At 66.9% G+C, this 20,363-nt stretch carries 11 protein-coding genes and 1 pseudogene; 6 read left to right on the top strand and 6 right to left on the bottom strand.

What is annotated here, in order from left to right; translation table 11 throughout:
• Positions 1–112: 112 nt before the first annotated feature.
• Positions 113–1,303 (top strand): transcriptional regulator, encoded by a 1,191-nt coding sequence (locus ACWGKT_RS46295; protein ID WP_453278473.1) that lies wholly within the window; start codon positions 113–115, stop codon positions 1,301–1,303.
• Between the two features lie 410 nt (positions 1,304–1,713).
• Here the strand turns inward: ACWGKT_RS46295 and ACWGKT_RS46290 are convergent, their stop codons facing one another.
• On the bottom strand, positions 1,714–1,839 hold the full coding sequence (locus ACWGKT_RS46290) for a hypothetical protein (protein ID WP_453278472.1): 126 nt from the start codon (positions 1,837–1,839) through the stop codon (positions 1,714–1,716).
• Between the two features lie 474 nt (positions 1,840–2,313).
• A complete protein-coding gene (locus ACWGKT_RS46285; protein WP_453278471.1) occupies positions 2,314–2,574 on the bottom strand; it encodes a hypothetical protein in 261 nt (86 codons plus the stop codon).
• A gap of 827 nt (positions 2,575–3,401) precedes the next feature.
• Here ACWGKT_RS46285 and ACWGKT_RS46280 point away from each other — a divergent pair.
• Positions 3,402–3,914, top strand: a complete 513-nt coding sequence (locus ACWGKT_RS46280) for a hypothetical protein (protein ID WP_453278470.1) — start codon at positions 3,402–3,404, stop codon at positions 3,912–3,914.
• On the opposite strand, the pseudogene ACWGKT_RS46275 reads toward ACWGKT_RS46280, so the two are convergent.
• A pseudogene (locus ACWGKT_RS46275) lies at positions 3,906–4,984 on the bottom strand (IS630 family transposase). The gene ACWGKT_RS46280 and the pseudogene ACWGKT_RS46275 overlap by 9 nt on opposite strands.
• A gap of 654 nt (positions 4,985–5,638) precedes the next feature.
• On the opposite strand from ACWGKT_RS46275, the gene ACWGKT_RS46270 reads away from it, so the two are divergent.
• The 4 genes from ACWGKT_RS46270 to ACWGKT_RS46255 all read left to right on the top strand — a co-directional run bounded on the left by ACWGKT_RS46270 (position 5,639) and on the right by ACWGKT_RS46255 (position 7,507).
• The gene (locus tag ACWGKT_RS46270) at positions 5,639–6,094 is read left to right on the top strand and encodes a hypothetical protein (protein WP_453278469.1); all 456 of its coding nucleotides are present in this window, start codon (positions 5,639–5,641) and stop codon (positions 6,092–6,094) included.
• 233 nt (positions 6,095–6,327) lie between these two features.
• On the top strand, positions 6,328–6,567 hold the full coding sequence (locus tag ACWGKT_RS46265) for a transposase (protein WP_453278468.1): 240 nt from the start codon (positions 6,328–6,330) through the stop codon (positions 6,565–6,567).
• A 56-nt stretch (positions 6,568–6,623) separates the two neighbouring features.
• The gene (locus tag ACWGKT_RS46260; protein ID WP_453278467.1) at positions 6,624–6,890 is read left to right on the top strand and encodes an IS3 family transposase; all 267 of its coding nucleotides are present in this window, start codon (positions 6,624–6,626) and stop codon (positions 6,888–6,890) included.
• Positions 6,890–7,507 carry an IS3 family transposase gene (locus ACWGKT_RS46255; RefSeq protein ID WP_453278466.1) on the top strand — a complete coding sequence of 206 codons (618 nt, stop codon included), beginning with the start codon at positions 6,890–6,892 and terminating at the stop codon, positions 7,505–7,507. The genes ACWGKT_RS46260 and ACWGKT_RS46255 overlap by 1 nt, the downstream gene beginning before the upstream one ends.
• An 801-nt stretch (positions 7,508–8,308) precedes the next feature.
• Here ACWGKT_RS46255 and ACWGKT_RS46250 read toward each other — a convergent pair.
• From ACWGKT_RS46250 to ACWGKT_RS46240, 3 genes are all read right to left on the bottom strand, one after another.
• The gene (locus tag ACWGKT_RS46250; RefSeq protein WP_453278465.1) at positions 8,309–14,806 is read right to left on the bottom strand and encodes an RHS repeat-associated core domain-containing protein; all 6,498 of its coding nucleotides are present in this window, start codon (positions 14,804–14,806) and stop codon (positions 8,309–8,311) included.
• A gap of 147 nt (positions 14,807–14,953) precedes the next feature.
• Positions 14,954–18,553: a LamG domain-containing protein gene (locus tag ACWGKT_RS46245; protein WP_453278464.1), complete on the bottom strand. Its 3,600-nt coding sequence runs from the start codon at positions 18,551–18,553 to the stop codon at positions 14,954–14,956.
• Between the two features lie 528 nt (positions 18,554–19,081).
• Positions 19,082–20,260 (bottom strand): ISAs1 family transposase, encoded by a 1,179-nt coding sequence (locus tag ACWGKT_RS46240; RefSeq protein ID WP_453278463.1) that lies wholly within the window; start codon positions 20,258–20,260, stop codon positions 19,082–19,084.
• Between the last annotated feature and the right edge of the window lie 103 nt (positions 20,261–20,363).

Below are 20,363 nucleotides of genomic sequence, written 5' to 3'. Positions count from 1 at the left end.
CCGCTACGAACGCAAAGCCGAGCACTTCCTGGCCTTCACCAGCATCGCCTGCACCCTCATCTGCTACCGCCGACTCGCCAAATGAGACGACGTCTTAAGCGCTGAGGCCGGCATGGACCTCACCCACGCCGACGTCGGCCTGCCGGGAGAAGCAGGGCCGGCCGGCATCCGCAGCCCGTGGACCCGCACGGGTGCCATTGCCGCACTCAGCCAGATCATCCGGAGCGAACTCATGCTGCCCGACACACGAACCGACCCCGAGGCTGCCGACGTTCACACCGGCCGCGAGCTACTGGACCCGCTGCAGGAGTGGACCCTGTCCCGCCCGAACGAGACCGAAGGGGCGGCGCCGACGGGCAGGCGGCGAGTCGGGATGTCCGACGTGGAAGGCATCCGGCAGATCACCAGCACGTTCCGGGACCTGGACAACCGGCACGGCGGGGTCCTGTCACGCTCGGCGGTACTCGCCCAGATCGAGTCTGTCCTGTCGTTGCTAAGGACCTGCACGTACACCGAAGCCGTGGGCCGACAGCTGTTCTCGGCCGCCGCTGACCTCGGCAGTGTCGCGGGCTGGATGACGTTCGACGCCGGGAGGCACACTGCTGCGCAGAGGACTTTCGTGTCGGCCCTGCACGCTGCTGCCGAGGGTGACGACCGGCGCATTGGAGCGCACATCCTTCAGTGCATGGCCCGTCAGATGTCGCACCTCGGGCACGCGGACGATGCCCTCGACCTGGTCGCGCTCGCCCAGTACGGAGCGCGCCGGCACCTGACACCGGCCGCGGCGTCCATGCTTGCCGCGCTGGAGGCCCGGTTTCAGGCGATCCTCGGCCACACCAGAGACGGTGAGGCTGCCGCCGGACGCGCCCTGGATGCGTACGAGCGCGTGGGGCCGGGCGCCGAAGAGCCGCACTTGGCGTTCTTCGACCTGCCCGAGCTGCAGGCCACGCTGGGCATGGCGCACCAGATCGCCGCCAAGCACGTGGACGGCAACGCCCGCGCCCGCCATGTCCGGCGGTCGACGGATCTGGTGGTGGCAGCTCTGGCCGACCGCCCCGAGCACCGTCAGCGGAGCAAGGCCTTCGATCATCTCGGTCTCGCCCGTACCTACCTGGCGGGCGGCGAGGTCGAGGGTGCCGCCCAGGAGACGGGGCGCTGTCTGGAGATGCTCGGAACGGTCCAGTCTCTGCGCGTCTCCGACCGGCTCGGTGAGCTGTATCGGGAGGCCGAGCCATACGCCGGAACCGCAGCAGGCCGTGAACTGCGCGAGCAGATCCACGACCAACTGACCTCAGCAGGATGAACACGTCTCGCGCTGGCCGCCCTTGCCCGCGTCCTACGTGACCTGATCCCCCTGCGCATGCTGCTCCGCGACACCGACCCCGACCAGCACACGGCACTCCTCGACGCCGCGCCCCCGCCCCACCTCCGTGCCGCGCGGCTGACCGACTGCGCCCACTCGCCTCGAACCGGCCACAGCGCAAGCCCGGTCGAGCGTGGAGATCATCAAGCTTCTGCTCATGGGCCCATCCTCAGCGGGAGGCCGCCACTGCTCCGGATGGCTCACCGGCACGATCGGGTGACACCGGCCGGCCCATGGACGCTAACTCCGCCCGATACTTCAGGGCTGCTGGACGCGGCGCTCCGCGTCCTGTCCGCCTAGCCTGAACCGGTGTGAGGTGACGCGTCAGCGCGCTCTGGCAGGGCGTCACCTCACTCATTGGTATCGCCGCTGTCCTGGTTGTGCCCCGGGTGGCCCTTGCGGCCGATCCAGGCGGCGACGACCATTCCGGCGGCCGTGATGATGGCCGAGAGGCCGGCAGAGACGATGGTTTCCATGGGGTCCCCCCTTGTTATGTTCGTGCGCGCTGCGCACAGGACGGCAGATTGCCCGGCGGAGCACAGCAAAGCAAGCCGCCGAAATGCGGCTTGACCTGCAGGTTTTCAGTGAGAGGGGTTCGGGATTCCCCATAGAATCGGGTGCGGTTTCCGTGTAGGAATCCGCCGGATTTCCGCAGACGAGCCGCCGGCAGGGACGCGCGACCGGGACCAACGCGTCCGGGCCCACACGACCCGCATCGTTCGTGCCAATTTGGTTCTGCCTGGGGCGCCTACGCACTTTCGAAGCCGGCCCTCACCCGGAGTCTCGACGAGTGGCGTGTGTCACCTGCACGTTGCACCACGTGTTGCCACCGTGCGTAGGCAGTTCGCCGAGCTCACGGCCACGGGCAGCCCAGCCGGGGCCCCTCGCAGTGGGGCGGCCGGACACCTCGCCGGAAGGCGCCCGGCCGCGTGGCGGCGACCGTGGCAGCGTCAGTAGTTGCGGCGCTCGTGCTGCAGACGCTTCGGCAGGCTCATCCCTCCAACATCCAGTTTGGCCGGCGCCGGGGCCGTCGTCCTCGTTCGACGGATGCGGACGCAGTCGAGGGCAACGACGGCGACGAAGGCCGAGGCAGCGGAGCGGAAGCCGTACTGGTGGTGGAGCGCGTAGAACTGGATGGCGGAGAGGAGGACGATGGCGGGGGTGGGGTACCGCCACTCGACCCCCAGGGGCCGCCAGACTTGTGGTTGCATTGGCATGTCCTTCCGGATGGCTTCGACGTTTTTCGATGCAGGACACCAGCGGGGGCCGCCGTGCATGGCGGCCCCCGCACCTGCGTGGGATGCGCCCGAATGCCTTTCCGGCGCGGCGCGTGACCCCTGTGTCCGTTGACCGTAGGCGATGAAATCCGGCCTTGATGCCGTCAGGGTTTTTCATCGGCCACTTCCGCGGGCCGAGGTCAGCATGGGAAGCTGATCTGCGTCGATCGACGCCAACAAACTAGCAGGTCAGAGGCACTATAGCTTTTCCTGCAGACTCTAACGGCTGTTCAAACGCCCAGGTGGAAAATAGCCCATCGCGATCTTGCACCTATATGGCTGAAAGCAATCCTTCTTCCCTCGCGATTGCGAGACCAAGTCGGGCGCCAGCGGGCCAACCCTGCACACGGAGCCCGCGCAGCGGCCATCCCGCGTTCCTCTCATTCACCGTCGACCGGGTCCAGGCGCTGCGTGAAAACGGCCGCGTCCCTGTGCCGGACGGACGCTTGGCCCTCACCCGGGCGGCGCGGCGCAGAACATAGCGGCCACCGCTTCCACTCGTAGGAAGACCAGGCCGGCCCGGCACCCCGTCCGCACCGAGGTCCGGAGAGCACTCCGCGCGCCGAGCGATGTCCGGCCCCACCGCGGGGCCAGTTGGGAGTCGGGCGGCAGCCAACTACCCGGACCACGCCCCTGGTCGCCGACTGCCAGGGGCTGATGGACCGTCAACACGAATTCGCGAGCAGACGACAGCAACGGGCCCAGGGCGGTTCATTGACCACCGGTTCGACCACATCCTCTGGCTCACGGAGAACATCGTCATGCCCATCACCACCCCGGACGCGGCCGCCGAGGCCGCCCGCTCCTTCGGCGAGCTCACCGGACCGCTCGCCACACTGGCCGCGGGCACCGTCCCGCAGTGCTTCGGCCGGCTCCGGATCCGCCTCGCCGATCTCCGCACTGACGCTATCGCCACCACGGCCGGTCTCAACCTCTCGGACGAGCCCGACGAGCCCGACGAGCCCGACGAGCCCTTGGAGGAGCTCGGCAGGCGGGAGATGGCTGACGTCACCAGCCGCGTCGCCGATCTGAAGTCCTGGGTGCGGGCCCAGCAGTGCCAGGCGGCGGTGTGCGAATGCCGAGCTGACCGGCTGCTGCGCGCCCTTCTCGAAGACCAGCTCATCGACGTGCAGTCTGGCTACCGGCCCGCCGATCGGCGCCGCTCGCACCCGGTCGCGCTCATGGCCGGGTACAGCGCGCCCTCCGCCGACGGCACGCAGCCGCCGTACGTCCTCATCGACTACCCCAATACTGACTTCAGCTGGTCAGGGTGATGTTGGATCGTCGAGGGTCAGGCCGGTACCCGCTATGAAGCCGTCGAGGGTGTCGGGCCGGTACTGAAGTCGTTTGAGCCGGTTGCGGACGAGGGCCTAGAGCCGGTCGAGGGCGACCACGGCGAGGTTGGCCAGGCTGCGCTTGACGTGCGCCCATACCCACTCGACGGGGTTGAGGTCGGGCGAGTAGGCGGGCAGCAGGAACACCGTCAGCCATGCACGCTCGGCGATCAGCTCACGCATGGCGTGGGAGACATGGGTGTTCAAGCGGTCCCACACCAGCACGATCGGCGCTTTGACGAGCTGGTGAGTGCCGTCGATCAGCGCAATGAAGTCGCGTTCTCCCATGCTGCGGCGGTTGCCCTTGCCGGCGGGGTGGGTGCGCAGGCGGTGGCACAGCCGGGTCCGGGAGCCGGGCCGCATGGCGATCAGCCCGGCCACGGAGAGCCGTCCCGAACGTCGGCCGCTCACCGTCACCTGCGGAGTCACTCCGCGTCGGCCCCAGGTGCGTCCTTTGGGCGGCCGACGGGTGAAGCCTGCCTCGTCCTCGAAGCAAATGTAGCCTCCGCGGGCCGCCCGGGCTCTCTTACCTCGGCCCAGGTCGCCTCTTTCCAGACGGTGACGGCCTGCTCGTCGCGCTCGGCGACCCGCCGCGCGGGGACCTGTGGGCTGAAGCCGAGCCGGTGCATCAGCCTCGTCGCGCCAAAGACGCTGTAGGAGACGTGGAACTTCCTGCCGATCAGCGTGGCCACCCGCGCCGCGGTCCACACCTGCTCCTCCACCCAGCCGTGCGCGGCCGGACCCTCATCGAGGTACGCGGCCAGCTTTTCCAGACAGCGCGGGGACAGGCGGCATCGCGATCCGCTCGGGCCACGGGAGGCCAGAGCCTGCACGCCGCCGTTCCGCCACAGCTGGTGCCACTGGTAGGCCCACTTCGGGCTCACCCGCAGGCGCCGTGCGACCTCCAGCGGCTTGATCTTCTGTTCGAACAGCTCGGCCGCCCGCATCCGTACCGTCTCCCGGCGCTGACGTCCCGCAGGGGTCAGCCCGCCCCCATCCGCATACCTCACACACCACGGAATACATCCGCTACCCCAGGCCCAGCAGGGACTTCAGGAAAGATCACCCTGACGAGCCGAAGTCAGTAACGGAGCCCTACCGCCGCCGATCACCGAGCCCGCCCCTTCGGCGCTCACTTGCCGAGGCGACCAAGTCGGCATGTGCGCGGGCTGCCAGCGGAAGACCCATCGTTACGGTTCCGGGGGCGCGCCGCTGTGTCAGTGGCGTGCGGGTCCGGTCATGGAGAAGTGGGGTCCAAACGTCCGCTACACCAGCACCCGTATCCAGGGACGAGACGACAGTCGTCGCTATCTAGTGGTCGCCGGACATTTTTGCAGTTCAGCGATGGTCTCGGTCGTGAGGCACGTTAGGCAGGTCCCTCTTGCCGTCCGAGGCGAACCGTGGGCGAGGCCCGGGGCTATAGTCTGCCGCGAGAAAGCGGGAGCGCGAGAGATCGCGTCGGCAGTGGGGGGCTCATGATCTTCGACCACGGACGGGCCGCGGGCACCGCCGCAGTGGCATTCGCAGCCTGTTTGGGCCTGGCGGCCTGCAACGACGGTTCCGGCTCGGCAGCGAGTGCGAGCGCCGCGCCTACGGCTGCCCGGAGTGCATCGGGATCCGCGACGTCCTCGGCCTCGCCCACACCGACGGACTCGCAGGCGGTCATGGCATCCGTCAGCCCGAGCGCGGTGGCGAGCACCTCTCTGGCCCCCACCGCCAAAGCGAAGGCCGGCGCCTCCCGGCCGACGGCAGCGCCGAGCGCCGCCGCCGCTGCCGTCCCCGCCGTGTGCAAGAACCTCGCGGTCCCCGCCGACGTGAAGTCTGCAGTAACCCAAACCTGGGAGCACGCCAAGAGGGTCAGCCACATCCAGCCGAAGCCCGGCAACTTCTATTACGGCAGCTGCGGCACCACGCTATATGCAGCCGTCCGCTTCGAAGCTGGTGCTGGCGCGGCAGGCGAGGACCGGGTCCAACTCCAGGACGAGGGCTCGGGCCTGCAGTTCTTCCGGTTCACCCCCAGCACCGGGTGGTGGTTCGTCGGCTCCGACGCTTATCCGGCCACCGATGACTGCTCGCGGTTCGCGCCCGTCGCCCTGGCACGCCAGTGGAACTGCTCCTGAGCGGAGCCTCACCCGGCGGCCGAGCAGTGCGGCCCTGGCGGCGGTGTGCGGGCGCATTGGCCATGCGCAGGAGTCAGCCCAGACGATCACGACCTCGGGATGCTTGAGGCGGAGCCGGCGCAGCGGCTGGCGCCCGCGTGCCGAACCAGTCCCCTCCCCCGATCCTGAAGCTTCCCCTTGATCATGGACACCTGGAGACTGGGACATGAAGGTTCCAGAGGAAGTAGCACCAGGTGGGAAGCAAGTACTCGAAGCGGTACACCGAGGAGTTCAAGCGGGACGCCATCGCGCTCGTCGACTCCTCGGGGAAGACGGTGACCACGGTCGCCCGGGAACTCGGGATCAGCTCCGAGTCCTTGCGCGGCTGGTACCGCCGGGCCAAGGCAGACCGAGGCGAGGGGCAGCCCGGCGAGCTGTCCGGCGCCGAGCGTGAGGAATTGCGGCGACTGCGCAGGGAGAACCGCGAACAGTAGCAGACGATCGAGATCCTGAAGAAAGCGACGGCCTTCTTCGTGAAGGAGAACGACCGGTGAGTGAGTTGTGCCGGTTGATCCATGCGGAGAAGGCGAACTATCCGATCGTCCTGCTGTGCCGGGTGCTGCATGTGGCCCGCTCCTCCTACTACGCCTGGTGCGAGAGAGAGGCTGCCCGCCGCGCCCGCCAGGCGGCCGACGACCTGCTCGCGCACGAGATCACCGTGCTCCACCTGGCCTCCCGAAAGACCTACGGCGTCCCGCGTATCCACGCCGAGCTGCGCCGCCTGGGGCGGCAGGTGAACCGCGCGTCGCCCGCCTGATGCGCGAGCACAAGATCCGCGGCGCCAGCCGACGCAAGAGGTGTTCGCTGACCCGGTCGGACACGAAGGCGAAGCCGGCCCCGGACCTGATCGGCCGCGACTTCCACGCCAAGCGTCCCGGAATCAAGCTGGTCGGCGACATCACCTACCTGCCCACTGCCGAGGGCTGGCTCTACCTCGCCTGCTGGCTGGACCTGGCCACCCGCGAGGTGGTCGGCTATGCCATGGCCGACCATCATCGCGCCGAACTCGTCGTGGACGCCCTCGACATGGCCCACGGCAGGGCCGGTCTGGAGCCCGGCTGCGTCATACACAGTGATCGCGGCAGCGAGTACACGTCGGCCCGATTCCGCGACCAGATAAGGGAGTTGGGCCTGCGGCAGAGCTGCGGGCGCACCGGATCATGCTTCGACAACGCCGCCGCGGAGAGTTTCTGGGCTCTGCTCAAGGAAGATATCGGCACCCGCACCTGGCCCGACCGGGCCACCGCCCGGGCCGAGGTCTTCAACTTCATCGAAACCTTCTACAACCGCCGCCGCCTACGCAAGCACAAGATCTTCGGCTACCTCACCCCAGCCGAGGCCAGACAGCGGCATCAACACGCCCTCGCGGCATAACCATCGAGTGTCCAAGATCACGGAGAAACTTCACAGGAGGGCCTACACCCGTCCCACGATCAAGAACTAGCAGAAGCCTTTGGCCTCAACAAGCAGAAAGGGTCCGTCAGCAAGCTGACGGACCCTTATGCAAGATCGAGGTTAGAGTCCCCGGGACCCTTCTCCATGTCGGGCGATGGTGCCCCATCGAAAGCCATCGATCACTTTAAGGCGGCAGCGAAACCATATATCGTCGGAGTCGAACCGAAGGGCAACACCTTTGACGCACAATTCCTTGCCGGATCCCCGAAGGGAAAAACTAAGGAGAGCCGTCACGCCCACTAACCGATATAACCCTAGCCCCGCTTTTCTCTACGAGCCACTCTATCGCCTGTACAGGTATGTAATCGTCGGCAGCGGAAAGCAATATAACCATCCCCCCGCTTTCACTCCGAGAAAAATCGGCAATGCGCCAGAACTCGTTGCCGGAAGAGAACCAGTAGAGCCAGTCCAGGAGCTCCCAGCCAGCCTCATCTTCCATCTCACGTTGCTTTGTCGTAGACACCCAGCGCCACCGGCGCAACCACGACCGCGACTCTGACATGCTCGATTCAGGAGCGAAATGCCCGACCAGCCAACCAGGCAGTCTACGGCGCCAATCGAGTTCGCATGCTTCGTCAAGTTCTCCACCGGGGGGAGCCTTCATAAGCTCCTCCAATACGTCTGCCAGGCGAGCCAGGGACGCCCTCTCGCCCTCCACAGACACATTGACACGTGAATCCAACGCTCACTCCTCTCGCGGCACGATTCCAGGGATACCAGCTACTTCTCCTGCGCGGTTCCCGGGATTATGTAGTCAAACATCATTTTTGTTTGTTCCGGGCGGAGGCCGTACTGATCTGAGTACTTCCTGTCAACGACTAGCGGGCTGTCAGGATACTTCCTCGCCATGCGCTCAGGCACCGCATTATTCCTGAGATAGTTCAAGTATTCCCGATCAACCTGAAAAGTGATCATTCGATGACTACCGCCCCCATACTGATCGACTCGCCTGGCCAGGTATGAGGTTGCCCGCTGATCGTTACCGAAATTCAGGAATATCACCTGTTTGTCTGCATTTTTGATCAGAGGATATCCATTCCTGATCTTGATGCGAGCGTACTTGCCCTCCCCGTCTGCACGATAAACCTTAACAACGCCGGGCTCCACGCCCGGGGCTCCACGGAGACCAATCAAGGGGCCGAATAGGGAAATAGTGCGACCCCAACTCCTGCGCGCCTCACACTGCCAATGGGCGTCACCCGCGGCACAAGGCAAATTGTTCCAGAAGTCAGCTGCAGCCTGTCGCTCCGCTGCCTCGGCAGCCTTGATTCCGGAAGGGTCCCACGCAGGGTTCGTTCCCATCGCATAGATGTTGCGATCGGGGGCCGACTCGTCGTCCGGTCCTGCTATGAGAGAGACGGTTACGCCTCGACCACTTGAGGTATTGCCGTTACTGCTGGTGTGTGAGGTGCCGGTCCTGTTGTAGTGGACCTTGCCGCAGTGACCGTGATGGCAGCTCCCGGCGCTAGGGTTCTGCGGGTCGATCGGACCGTCGGTGATGATCTCGCCGGAGCCGTCGCCCTTAGGCGTGCCGACACCGCATGAGTCCGCCGGGCATAGGCCGGTCGGGTCGGACTCGGTGACCGGGGTGTTGCCAGCGTAGCTGTAGCCGTTGAGGGACTGGTGCTGGTCGACTGAGAGGACCGGGTCGACGCTGATGAACTGGCCGATGGCGGGGTCGTATTCGCGTGCCCCGACGTGTGTCAGGCCGGTCGAGTCGTCCGCGGTCTTGCCCAGGAATGCCTTGTCGTCTGGCCACGCTGTGGCCTTGTTGCCGCGCGGGGCTCCGAACGGCGTGCTGTAGCGCTTCGTCACCGCGTAGGTGCTGGCGTCCAGGGCGATGCTGGAGGTGCCGTGGTGGTCGGCGGCCAGGAAGCTCAGCTTCGTGCCGGAGACTCCGGATGTCGCCGTGCGGACCGCGATGGTCTGGCCGTTCGCGGTGTAGTAGCGGGTACCGGAGGCGGTCTTCGTCGTGCCCTTGGTCGTCAGGCGGAGTTCCGTGCCGGCGCCCAGGTAGAGGATCGTGTCCCCGTCGCCCTTGGCCCTGCGGATCAGAAGTTCGCCGTTGGCGTCGTAGAGGTAGCTGGTCTCCTTCTTGCTTTCCGTGAGCTTGGTCAGGTCACCCTCGGTGTTCCAGGCCAGGGTTTGCTGGGCCGTGGGTCCGGGGCGGGAGGTGGTGTTGCCGCTGCTGTCGTAAGAGTAGGTGGCCGGGCGGGCGCCGGTCGTCTTGTCCAGCGTGTGCGGCTTGGTGTCCGTCGTGTCGTCGTACGTGTATGTGGTGGTCTTGTCCCCCGACGCCGTGTGCTGAGCCTCCGTCTTGCGCTGACCCGCCTCGTTGTACGTGTACGACGTCCAGTACGGGGCGGCTCCGTCGAGGTTGGAGACGGTGCGGCCGGAGGTCGCGCAGTCCGCGGTCTTCGGAGTCCAGGCCTCGGTCATGCGGCGGTTGCCGTCATAGGCGAAGCACTGGTAGTCGGCCTTGGCCGTGCCGCCTTGCGTGGTGGCGTCGAAGATGGAGGTGACGTTGCCGGCGTCGTCCTGGGTGAACTTCAGCTCCTGGGGCATGTAGCCGTGCACGTCATCGGTGACGTAGGAGCGGGTCAGGCGGCGGGTGCCCTCCTCGTAGTCCCAGTTGAGGTACGCCTTCTTCGCCGAGGACGCGCCGTCCATGCCCAGCGTGAGCTGGCGCAGGTCGCCCTGTGGGGAGAAGGCGGCACCCTGCAGGTAGCCGGTGGTGCCCTTCGCGGTGAGTTGCTGGCCCAGGGCTCCGAAGGTGTAGGAGACGGTTTCGGCGGCCAGGCCGCCTGCAGCCGGTGCGGAGTACTGGCTGATCGCGCCGTCCAGGTTGTAGCCCGTGCTGAACGACAGCGTCTTCGGCACGTATCCGCCCGAGACCAGAGGCTCCGTGTCGGGCAGGATCAGCTGGCTGCCGGTCACGTGGTACATCGCGTCGAAGGCCGTGACCTTCTCGGTGTACGCCTTGCCGGTCACACCGCCGTCATACCGGGTGGCAGTGTCCTGCTGTCCCTTGGCCACGGAGTCGAAGCCCCAGGCTGCGAGCTTGTTGGCGTCACTCTTGTCGACCTGCCACATGCCCGTCTTGCGGCCCAGGTCGTCATACTCGAACAGCAGCTTCTTCGTGGCGTCGTCGTTCGGAGTGGTACTCACGACCTGGTCCAGGTCGTTGTACTCGCTGCCGCTCTTGCCCTTGTCGGGGTCGGTCGCCGTGATCTGCCGGCCGAACAGGTCGTAGGTGTATGACCACTTGGTCTGGTCGGGACCGGTGACCGTCTCCTGCTGCCCGGCAGGGGTGTAGGTGTAGTCGGTCGTGGTGTAGTGCGTCCCCGTCGGCGCCGGGCCGGGATACTCACGGCGCTGCGTCGTCTGACCCAGTGCATTGGTGACCACGGCTGTCGCCTGGCCGCCGGTCGGCGCGGTGGTCGCGACGGTGTCACCGGTGTAGGTGGTGTCGGTCGTCCAGCGGGTGACGCCGTGGATCTTCGTCACCGCCCTGGTGGCGCGGCCTGCCCCGTCGTACGTCGTGTCGGTCTGGATGGGCGCCTGGCCCTCGGAGATTTCCGCGGCCTTGGAGCTGGGCAGTGACGCGCTGTCCCAGATGTCGGACTGCTGGCTGACTGCCAGGCCTCGTGCGTCGTAGAGCGTCAGGGAGATGAGCCGGCCGCCCTGCGGCGTCGGCGTCTGGACCTGGCGCGAGCGCAGGAGGGAGTCGTAGAACTCGTAGCTGGTGTTGTAGCCGGAGCCGTCGTTCTTGAGGGTCCCGGTGGAGACCCAGGACATGTCCGAGCTGGTGACCTTGTAGTCGTAGACGTAGTTCGGGGTCTTGCCCAGCACCTTGGAGCGGTTGGGCAGCCACATCTTGGTGATGCGGCCGAGGCTGTCGTACTCGCTCTCGGTGACCTTGTTGTTGGGGTCCGTGCCCTTCAGCGTCGCACCGGTGGCGAAGTCGAAGGCCGTGGTGGTCTTGTACGACTTCGCGTCGCTGACCGCAGTCGATGTCAGCGGGCCCACCCCCGTGGGGGTGTAGGCGGTGGAGGCGACCGTCAGGTCCTTGGTGTTCTTGACGACCGTCGGACGGCCAAGGGTGTCATACGTCGTCGTGGACGCCTTCTGCCAGACCGGGGCGTTGTCGCTGCCGTACCCCTTGGCACGGCCGGTCCAGCCGGCGTCGCCCTTGGTGGGCTTCTGCGAGGCCGACCAAGTCGTGGCCGTCGCGTCGTCGTAGACCGTGGCGGTGTCGGATATGACGTCTCCGGCCTGCTTGGAGTCGGCGGGCAGGTCGAGTGCCGACTCCGTGGTCGAGCAGCTGGCAGCTACCGTGCGGGAGCGGGAGACGAGGCTGTTGATGCCTTTGTCGTCATTGCGCGCGTACCAGGTGCGTGTGCACTTCTCGTCGCCCTTGACCGCGTCGTCGCCCTGGTCCTCGACAGTCTCGGCCATGCCGTAGTCGTCGTAGGTCGTCTTCACGCTGTGCACGCGGTCGTACGGTGCAATTGTGCTGGTGACGTTGGTGCGGCTGTGGGTGGCGGCGGTGCGCACGTAGTACGCCTCGGTGTCCGCGTACGACTTGTGCTGGGTCGCCGTCCGCTTCGACCACGGGTCGCTGACCGTGCCGCCGACTTCCGCATCCCCGTTGTAGGTCACCGACTCGCGGGTGTAGCCCGCGTACTGCTCGGAGTCGGTGATCTTGTCGGCCTTGATGCCGGTGACCTCGACGCTCTTGCGCTTGTCGGCATCGGGGGTCTTGCCGTCCGAGCCGAGGACGCGGTCACCGTTCATGCCCCGCAGGTAGACCGTGACCTCCTTGCTCTGCGTCTGCCCGGAGACGCCGGTGACATGGGTGACCTGCTGGTAGCCGCGCCAGACAGACCAGGTGCGCTCCTTGGCCGGGGTCAGCGGATCCTCGTCGTAGTGCCAGGCACTGCCGCCCGTGTACCGGTAGGTGTGCTGTACCTCTTCCGAGCCACCGAGGGGGTCGGTGGTGGACACCGCGCTGACCGGATACTTCTGGAACCAGTCGCGGATCGGGTCCTTCTCGCCATTGGGCGACCAGTACACGGGGTAGCAGCGCTTGGTGTTCTCGTCCACCTTCGGCTTGGCGCCTGCTGCGGTGCAGTCGGCGTCCAGGTAGGTGACGATCGTCTGCGCGCCGGTCTCGGACGTGACGGTCTTCAGGCGGGGCTTGTTGAGCGGCAGGATGTCGTCGGCCGTGCCGTCGACGCGGTTGGGCAGCATCACGTGGCTGAACTTGACCGGGTCGAGCGAGAGGTCGGTTCCGCGCTTGCCGGTGTGCTTGATCTCGTCCAGCCATAGCGACTGGTCGGTCGAGTCACCGGTGTCGCCCGGGTCGAGGTACAGCTGCTTGAGCGCCCAGGTGTCCACTGCCTCAAAGGCGGGCGTGGAGGCAGCCGCGTTCCACGCGTAGGTGGTGATGGCCGTCAGCCGTTTACGGGTGAAGAAGGACGGGCCGACGTTGCCGGTGCACTTGTCGCCGTCCTTGCAGATCGCGTCGAACGGCACGTCCGGCCAGTTGTCCCGGGTGTCCTTGGTCAGGGAGTCGCAGCCGGTGCCGGAGGCCAGGCAGCGCTCGTCGTAGGAGAAGACCACCTTGTCTGATGCGGCCGGGGATCCCGAGAAGAGGGCGTCGGCGCGCTGGCCGTACCGGATCTCCTTCAGGTAGCCGCCGCGGACGTAGTCGGTGCCGGTGTTGTCGTCGCCGAGCTTGTCGTAGTTGTTGTGCTCGGCCGTGTACCAATACGACATGGCGTTGCCGTGGGTGTCCTCGACGTAGTCGAGATTCCACCGCCACGCCTGGTTCTTGGCACGTTCGGCAAACGTGTCGCCGGCGGTGAAGCCGGGCTCGACCGGGTCGTCGCCGAAGACGGGCACGGTCCACACCGAGTTGGTGCGGTCGCCCGCTCCGGCGCCGTCGAGCTTGTTCAGGCCGAAGACGTACTTCGTGCCCTCCCCCGTGACGACCGTCCAGTACTCCCCGTCACCGTCAAGGCCGGTCGAGCCTTCATCGCCGTTGTCGGCGCCGGTGGAGTGAGTGACGGTGGAGGCGTCGTCGTCCTTCAGCCGCCACTTGCCTGTGGTGTCGTCCTTGACGAGTTCGGTGGCGTGGCCGTTGAGGACGAGTGAGGCATTGTCGTACTTCCAGCACAGGTCGTACTTGCCGTCCTGGCCGTCGTCGTCACACGAGCCGTACTTGCGCTCAATGTAGGACGAGGTGAGATCGAAGCCCGTGCCGACCTGGCTGCCCTGGTTGTTCGAGTTCGCCGTCTGACCGTCGACAGCACCGGAATCGTACGAGATCGACAAATCCGGCTGGGGGCCAGCCGCGGGCGGCACACGCAGAGGGTAGGACCAGGTGAACGAGCCGGAGGAGCCGCCAGCCTCCCAGGTCGAAGAAGCGGACAGCGGTGTTGCCTTGTATGTACCGGCGCCGGACTTCGCACCCGCTGCCACGGCCAGCATCATCGTCTGCCCGCCGGAGGCGAAGCTGACGGGAGCCGTGATGCTGTCCATCTCGCGGTTGTTGACCGAATTCAGTGCAACGCGCTTGCGGCACTTCGCGGCCGACGGGTCCTTCAGGGCGCAGTCGGGCAAGCGCATCAGTTGAAGGCGACCGGCCCAGTCACCGCCGTACGCGGAGGCGAACGCGGAATAGTTGATACCGAGTCGGGCCTTGCCCCCGGCGCCGAGCCCCGTGAGCTTGACTACCACTCCCCTGACACCGAGTTTGGCAGCCGCCTTCTGGTCCAGGACCTGGACTGCGACGGACTCGGCCGCCTTGCCCTTGCCGGGTGCGGTGACGGTGACGGGCAGCGAGCCCGGCTTGGCCTGGCGGGTTCCCGTGCGGGGGACGCTGAGCGATGCTGTGCCGCCTGTCGGCCAGGTGACCTTGCGTCGCTGGTCGTGGCGGGCTCGGGCGGCTGCCACCCGGTCGGCCTCAGCGGCCTTCTTCACCTCGGCCGCAGCCTTCTTGTTCACCTTGGCGGTGAACGGGCTGACCTTGGTGGCATGCGGGGCTTTGAGGTGCGGACGTCCCAGCGGGTCGGTGTCAGCGGCGAAAGCGACGGGAGTCAGCAGCCCCGGCACAAGTGCCAGGCCGGTTGCTGCGGCGATACGCCGCAACCAGCGTTCTCTGGTCCCGGTCCCGCGACCTGCTGGAGGTCTGGGTATGTCAAAGGGGTTCATGAGGGGTCTTCCTACGAGGCGCCCGGGGGTGTGCCGACCGGGCGCGTGCCGTCGGGAACGAAGAATGCAGAGCGTCGAAGCAGCCGGTCGCGGCACGGCTGCCGGGGCGGCCCGCTCGGTGAGCGGGCCGCCCGTCGTCGCGTTTGTTCAGGCGCTGTCGGGGCTGCCCAGGACCTGGGAGCGCACCTGGTCGGCGTTCATGGCCCCCGTCCAGATCCTCAGCTCCTGCAGGCCACCGAGCAGGTAGTTGCCGGTCGTGCCGGTGGTGGTGCCGCGTCCCAGGCTCAGCTCGCCACTGCCCTGCTGCGGCGTGGTGAAGGTGGCCGCGTCGTCGGCCGGCTGGTCGATTTCACCGACGTAGAGGTGGAGCTTGCCGTAGCGGGTCTCGGTCTTCGTGGCATCGGACGGATCGGTCCACTCCCAGTTCTCCTGGGCATCGAACACGCCGGTGATCTGCACCCATGAGTCGGTGACGGCCACGTCCCCGGCGGGTACTTCCGCGTTCTGGGTCACCTTGCCAGCCGAGTCCACCGCGGTGCGGGTGAACTCCCACTGGTAGGTGTCGTCCGCGGGCTTGACCACCCACAGGGCCCAGGACGATTCACCGCCCATACGCTGTGCTGCCACCTGGGCCTTGTAGCCGACCGGCTTCGCCTTCAATGCCTGCGAGTCCAGACGGACGCTGGCGGAGACGGTGAACGATCCGGTTTCGTCGACCACCGGTCCCGTCGAAGCGGCGAACTGGCCGGTGCCGTCCAGGAACAGGGCGTTGTCGTCCTCGTTCACCGTGGTCCCACTCGGCGCCAGCTTCATCGACGGCACCGGGTAGCCGGTCGCCTCCGGGATCTCGCCGCCCTTGGCCGCGGTGGCGTCCCAGTACGCGACGAGTTCGTTGGCCGCTACGCCGTCCTGCACCAGCTGCGCATCCACGGCGATCTGCTCGGGATTGAGCGCGTACTGCCACACGCTGACCTCGTCGATGCGACCACGGAAGTTCTCGCCCCAGACACCACCGGCCAGCGAGCGGCCGAACTGCAGACCGGCCGTCGACGTCCACGGCTGGTAAGCGGTGGACAGCGCGTTCAGCACCACCGGGCTGCCCTGGGGGCGGCCGTTGACGAACAGCTGGATGGTGTCGTTCGTCTTGTCCGCGTCATCCTTGGTATCGAAGACGGCCGCCAGGTGTGTCCACACCTTCAGCGGCGGAGGTCCTGCGTCGGCGATCGACCGCAGATACACCGGGCTGTCCTTGACATCTCCGGCAGTGCGGTTGAAGACCCACTCCTTGTAGGACGCGGAGTAGTACAGCGTGAACGCCGACCCGTACGTGCCCGGCGCTGACAGCACCACGCGGTTCTGCGAAGCGTCCGTCAGATACACCCAGGCCGAGACCGTGAAGGAGTCCTTCGTATTCACCGCCGGGGTGGCAGTGGCGGCATAGCCCGAGCGCACGGTGTCGTCCGAACCGTCATTGAGCCACAACGAGTAGTCAGCATCACCGCGTCGGGCAAGGGAGGACCATCCCGCACCTGCCGTCTGCAGCGTGGCGTCATGCCGGGTGCCCTCCGTCGCGCTGTCCTTGGCCAACGTCGCCCCGGAGCCGGGTACCGCGTCGTCGAAGCGCCAGCGCCCCACAGCGCCAGGGGCCGGGGCTACCTTGAAAGCGAACTCCGCAGGTGTGCCCCACCGGTTGTGGACGTCCTTGGCCCGCACCGACAGCACCTGCGTTCCCGCCAACCGCGGTGTCACGTCCTTCACCTCGGCCTTCAGACTCCCCGAGACCGTCTTCGTGGGCGTGGACAACAGCCTGTACTCGTAGGCGGTGATGTCGGTGTGCCCGGCCGCGTCGATGTCAGCGCTGTTGGGCTGGAACGAGAACGATCCGGGAACGCCCAAACCGCCCTTGCCCTCGCACAGGTTCGCTGTGCACTCCGTATACGGAGAGCCGGGAGTGATCCGTGGTGCCTTCGGCGCCGACGAGTCGATCTTGAAGTAGCACCAGGGGCTGTAGGACGACCACAGGTCGCCACTCTTGCCGTCATAGGACCAATGCGACTGAGTGCGAGCCCTGTATCGGTACAAGCCCTTGTCGGCGCGGTCGCTGGTGGCCATCTTCTCGAGCGTCCCGTCCGGAGCCCAGCCCTTGTCCGGCCTGTATCCGGTCCACACCTGGTGCCAGTCCGCGTCATCACCGCGCTCGACGACGTACTCGGCCTGCAGCGCAGCTGCTGGGTCGCCCTTGTGCGGCTGCACCAGCGTCTGCACACGGCCCTGGACCATCGGAGTCTTGATCGTCACCACGAGCGGGTTCGACGAGGCCTTGTTGCAGTAGGCCGTCGTTCCCAGACCGGGAATGACACCGGCATCGGTGGGCACGCCCGGCTTGTAGGCGAAGTCCACCGACAACTCGGCGTTGTCGTTGAACCGCTTCCAGGCACGCGGGTCACCCTCATCCTTGGCACGCAGCATCAGCGTGAGCCGACTGATCTTGCCGTCCGCGAAGGAGCGGACGGTGCTCTTCAGGTTCTCGTCCGACTCCTTCGGATCATCATGGAACTCGATCCACTTGTCGGGCTGGTCCGGGCTGCACAGATCGCCGCGCCCCGCCGCGACATTGCGGTCGCCCATCAGGTCCAACTGCTTGGGGCCTGGCCACCGGGTGCCCTCTGAGATGTTGTCGGTGCGTACCAGGTCCACCCAGTGCGGGTCGCAGTTGAACGACCACGTCTCCTTCGCCCGGAAGGTGGCATCCAGGACGTACTTGCCGGCCAGCTTGGTGGGAGCGAACTCGAAGTACATGCGGTCGGTGTAGCCGCCGCCGCAGTAGTAGCCGTCAGCAACGCCGCACTTGCCGACGCCCTTGTCGCCGTCGAACATCCAGAACTTGTCGCCGTCGGAGGACAGCTTCGTGCGCTCCGAGACGCCGAGCCCGACGGAAGGATCGATGTAGACGGGGTAGACGGTGTCCTTGCCGCGCAACAGGTCCAGGTCCGGGTGCACCGCGATCTCACCGTCGTCGACCTTGACCGGCAGCACCGCCGTGGCGTCGCCCTTGTCCGGCTGCGACGGATCGTCCCGCGTTCGGCCGTCTGCGGGCACCGGAGTGTCGGTGCGCATCAGTTGAGTGCGGGATCCTGAATCACTGTCACCGGCGGAGTCCCACATCTGGCCTGCCGGACCGCGAAAGACGGCATTGCCGTCATCGTCAATGGCCCGCAAGCCTCCGCCGGCGCCCGGTGCCACGGACAGACCGTCCCCGGATGCACTGAGCCTGACCTGCTCCAGCGCGGGGTTCTGCGCCGCTGCGGGTGTCTTGACAACCAGGACTTCCCGGTAGCCCTCGGCAGTTGCCGTCAGCTGCAGGTCCACACCGTCAAAAACGTTCGCATAGGTGGCCGTTGCACCATCCAAAGACGGTTCCGGCAACTTCCCGGACCAGCCCAGAGTGATGGACCGTCCGTCCTTCCCCAGACGGATCAAGTCTGATCCCGAGCCGCCGCCGGAGAACGACAGGTCCACCACGGCACCCTTGGGAGCAAGCCGGCCGTCAGCACGGCGCTCCAGGACCGGATCGACCGCACCCCAGCCGCCCTCCGCTTCCTTGACCCGCTGAGGCGTCGTGGACTGCGTCAGGGTGAACGAGCCGTCCGGATTCGCCGTGGTCGTGGCGTACTCGGTCCGGTCCGCCGTCACCTCCACCGGCTCCCCCGACGCCTGCGCCCGAGCTGAGGCCGTCGGCTCGTCCAAGGGGCCAGTCGAGGTCTCAACTGCCACGGCTGGGGCCACTGCCCCTGTGGGCAATACAGGCAGCACGGACAGCGCCAGCGCAGCCGCTACGCCCCCAACGAACCTGCGCTTCGATCTTCGCAGCTTGTGCACGGGCGCCACGGATCCCCACTCCGGCTTCACGGAGTCTCCCCCACGTATGAAATTTGTAAAAATGGTCCCGCACAGTAAACGATCAACCAAGAGCAACGGTCAATCAAAAGTGACACAGGTCACTTACGGACCGTCAGAATATCAACAGCTTTGAATTGACTGGTTTCTGACGGTCAGCCAGATACAACAACACAAGAGGGCCGCGGCGACCGCCGTGACGCTCAAGATCGAGGACGGGGAGGGGGCGCGATGGATCGTCAACCCCCTTCCCAGCCGCCCCGAATACCGTGCTGCGCCGCGTCCGGGCCCTGCCGACCGAGCCGCCGCAGAAGAGGCCGCGAGTGCTGGGAGTGGACGACTTCGCATTCATGCGGGGCCATGTCTACGGCACCGTACTCATCGACGTCGAGGCCAGCTGCGTCGTGGACGTGCTGCCGCGGCCGGAGGGACAGAGAGAAACGGAGCGTGGTCGACCGCAGCCGGGCGGCTCGTCCCGCCCGGCGTGCTGCGCGAGCAACACCAGCCGCCCTGGTGAGGCGATAGCCGTGGCAACCCTCCAGGAGCAGGGCCGCGTCGTTCAGGTGATGTGTCCTGGTTGATCACATGATGCCGAGGGTGATCAGTGGACGGTTGGCGTCGCGGGTGTGGTGGCGGAGTCCAGCGGCGGTGTTCGTCTGGTTGGCGAATCGCAGAGCGCCGATCGATCTGGACGGCCTGCACCGCGTGTGGGAACGCGATCCCGGCGACGGCGGCGGCCTTGATCCGGCGGATCTCGTCGCGGCCGTGCGCGGTGGCCCGCGTCTTGTCCAGGAGTGGCACTTCCCGCCATGGCAGGGCCTTCAGCCACTGGTGCAGGGTGGGCTGATTGCCCTTGATCAGCGCGATGTAGTGGGCGTGCTTGTCCTCGACGAGGAAGCGCGCGTGGGCGGTCTGCGAGTGGAGGGCGTCGAAGGTGACCACCGTGCCGTGCAGGTTGAGTGGGGCAAGCAGGGGCTGGAAGACGGTGATCTCGTTGGTCGTGGCGTCCACCTCGCGCTGGGCGGTGACCAGGCCGGTCCCCGTCATCGCGGCGAGCAGATGAACCTGGGTGCCGTCGGTGCGGCGGGCACCGCGCACGGTCTTGCCGTCCACGGCGAGGGAGGGCAGGGGCCGCCGGTCGCTGTCGTTCTCCTCCTGGCCGGAGGCGCGTTCGCGCCCGGCGAGCCAACTTCCGACGGCTGTATCCAGCGCGTCGCCGTCGATGCGTTGGAGGACACGACGCACGGTGGCCTCGGCCGGGGCGACGGGGCCGCGGCCCGGCTCCCGGCATGGGCCACCGAGCCGGGCCAGGACGTTGGGCGGGGCGTCGGCGGCCCACTCCGCGATCGCGGCCAGGGACTTCGCTCCGGCCAGGACCGCGCACGCGGCCAGGGAGAGGACGAAGGCGAGCGGGTGGCGTCGGCCCTGGTCCCGGCGGGGATCGGGCACCTGAGCCAGGCAGGTCAGCAGGCCGGGGAGGTCATCGGGGACGGTCGGCGCGGTGTCGGCGAGTTGGCCCAGAGGGCGCGGGATGAGCGAGGATGAGCGGGCAGGCACGGTCTTCCGTCGTGGTGATCAGGGACTCGACACCTCATGATCACCGGAAGTCGTGCCTGCCTCCGCGTCAGCCCCCGCCGACCACCCCGCAGTCCTGCCGCAG

This window comes from Streptomyces sp. NPDC054794 (assembly GCF_053611585.1).
This window is presented reverse-complemented; position numbering and strand designations above follow the sequence as displayed.

What these genes read in the sequence shown, in the direction of transcription:
- ACWGKT_RS46295 (WP_453278473.1), top strand. Translation starts at nt 113, where the DNA reads ATGGACCTCACCCACGCCGACGTCGGCCTGCCGGGAGAAGCAGGGCCG.
- ACWGKT_RS46290 (WP_453278472.1), bottom strand. Translation starts at nt 1,839, where the DNA reads ATGGAAACCATCGTCTCTGCCGGCCTCTCGGCCATCATCACGGCCGCC.
- ACWGKT_RS46285 (WP_453278471.1), bottom strand. Translation starts at nt 2,574, where the DNA reads ATGCAACCACAAGTCTGGCGGCCCCTGGGGGTCGAGTGGCGGTACCCC.
- ACWGKT_RS46280 (WP_453278470.1), top strand. Translation starts at nt 3,402, where the DNA reads ATGCCCATCACCACCCCGGACGCGGCCGCCGAGGCCGCCCGCTCCTTC.
- ACWGKT_RS46270 (WP_453278469.1), top strand. Translation starts at nt 5,639, where the DNA reads ATGGCATCCGTCAGCCCGAGCGCGGTGGCGAGCACCTCTCTGGCCCCC.
- ACWGKT_RS46255 (WP_453278466.1), top strand. Translation starts at nt 6,890, where the DNA reads ATGCGCGAGCACAAGATCCGCGGCGCCAGCCGACGCAAGAGGTGTTCG.
- ACWGKT_RS46250 (WP_453278465.1), bottom strand. Translation starts at nt 14,806, where the DNA reads ATGAACCCCTTTGACATACCCAGACCTCCAGCAGGTCGCGGGACCGGG.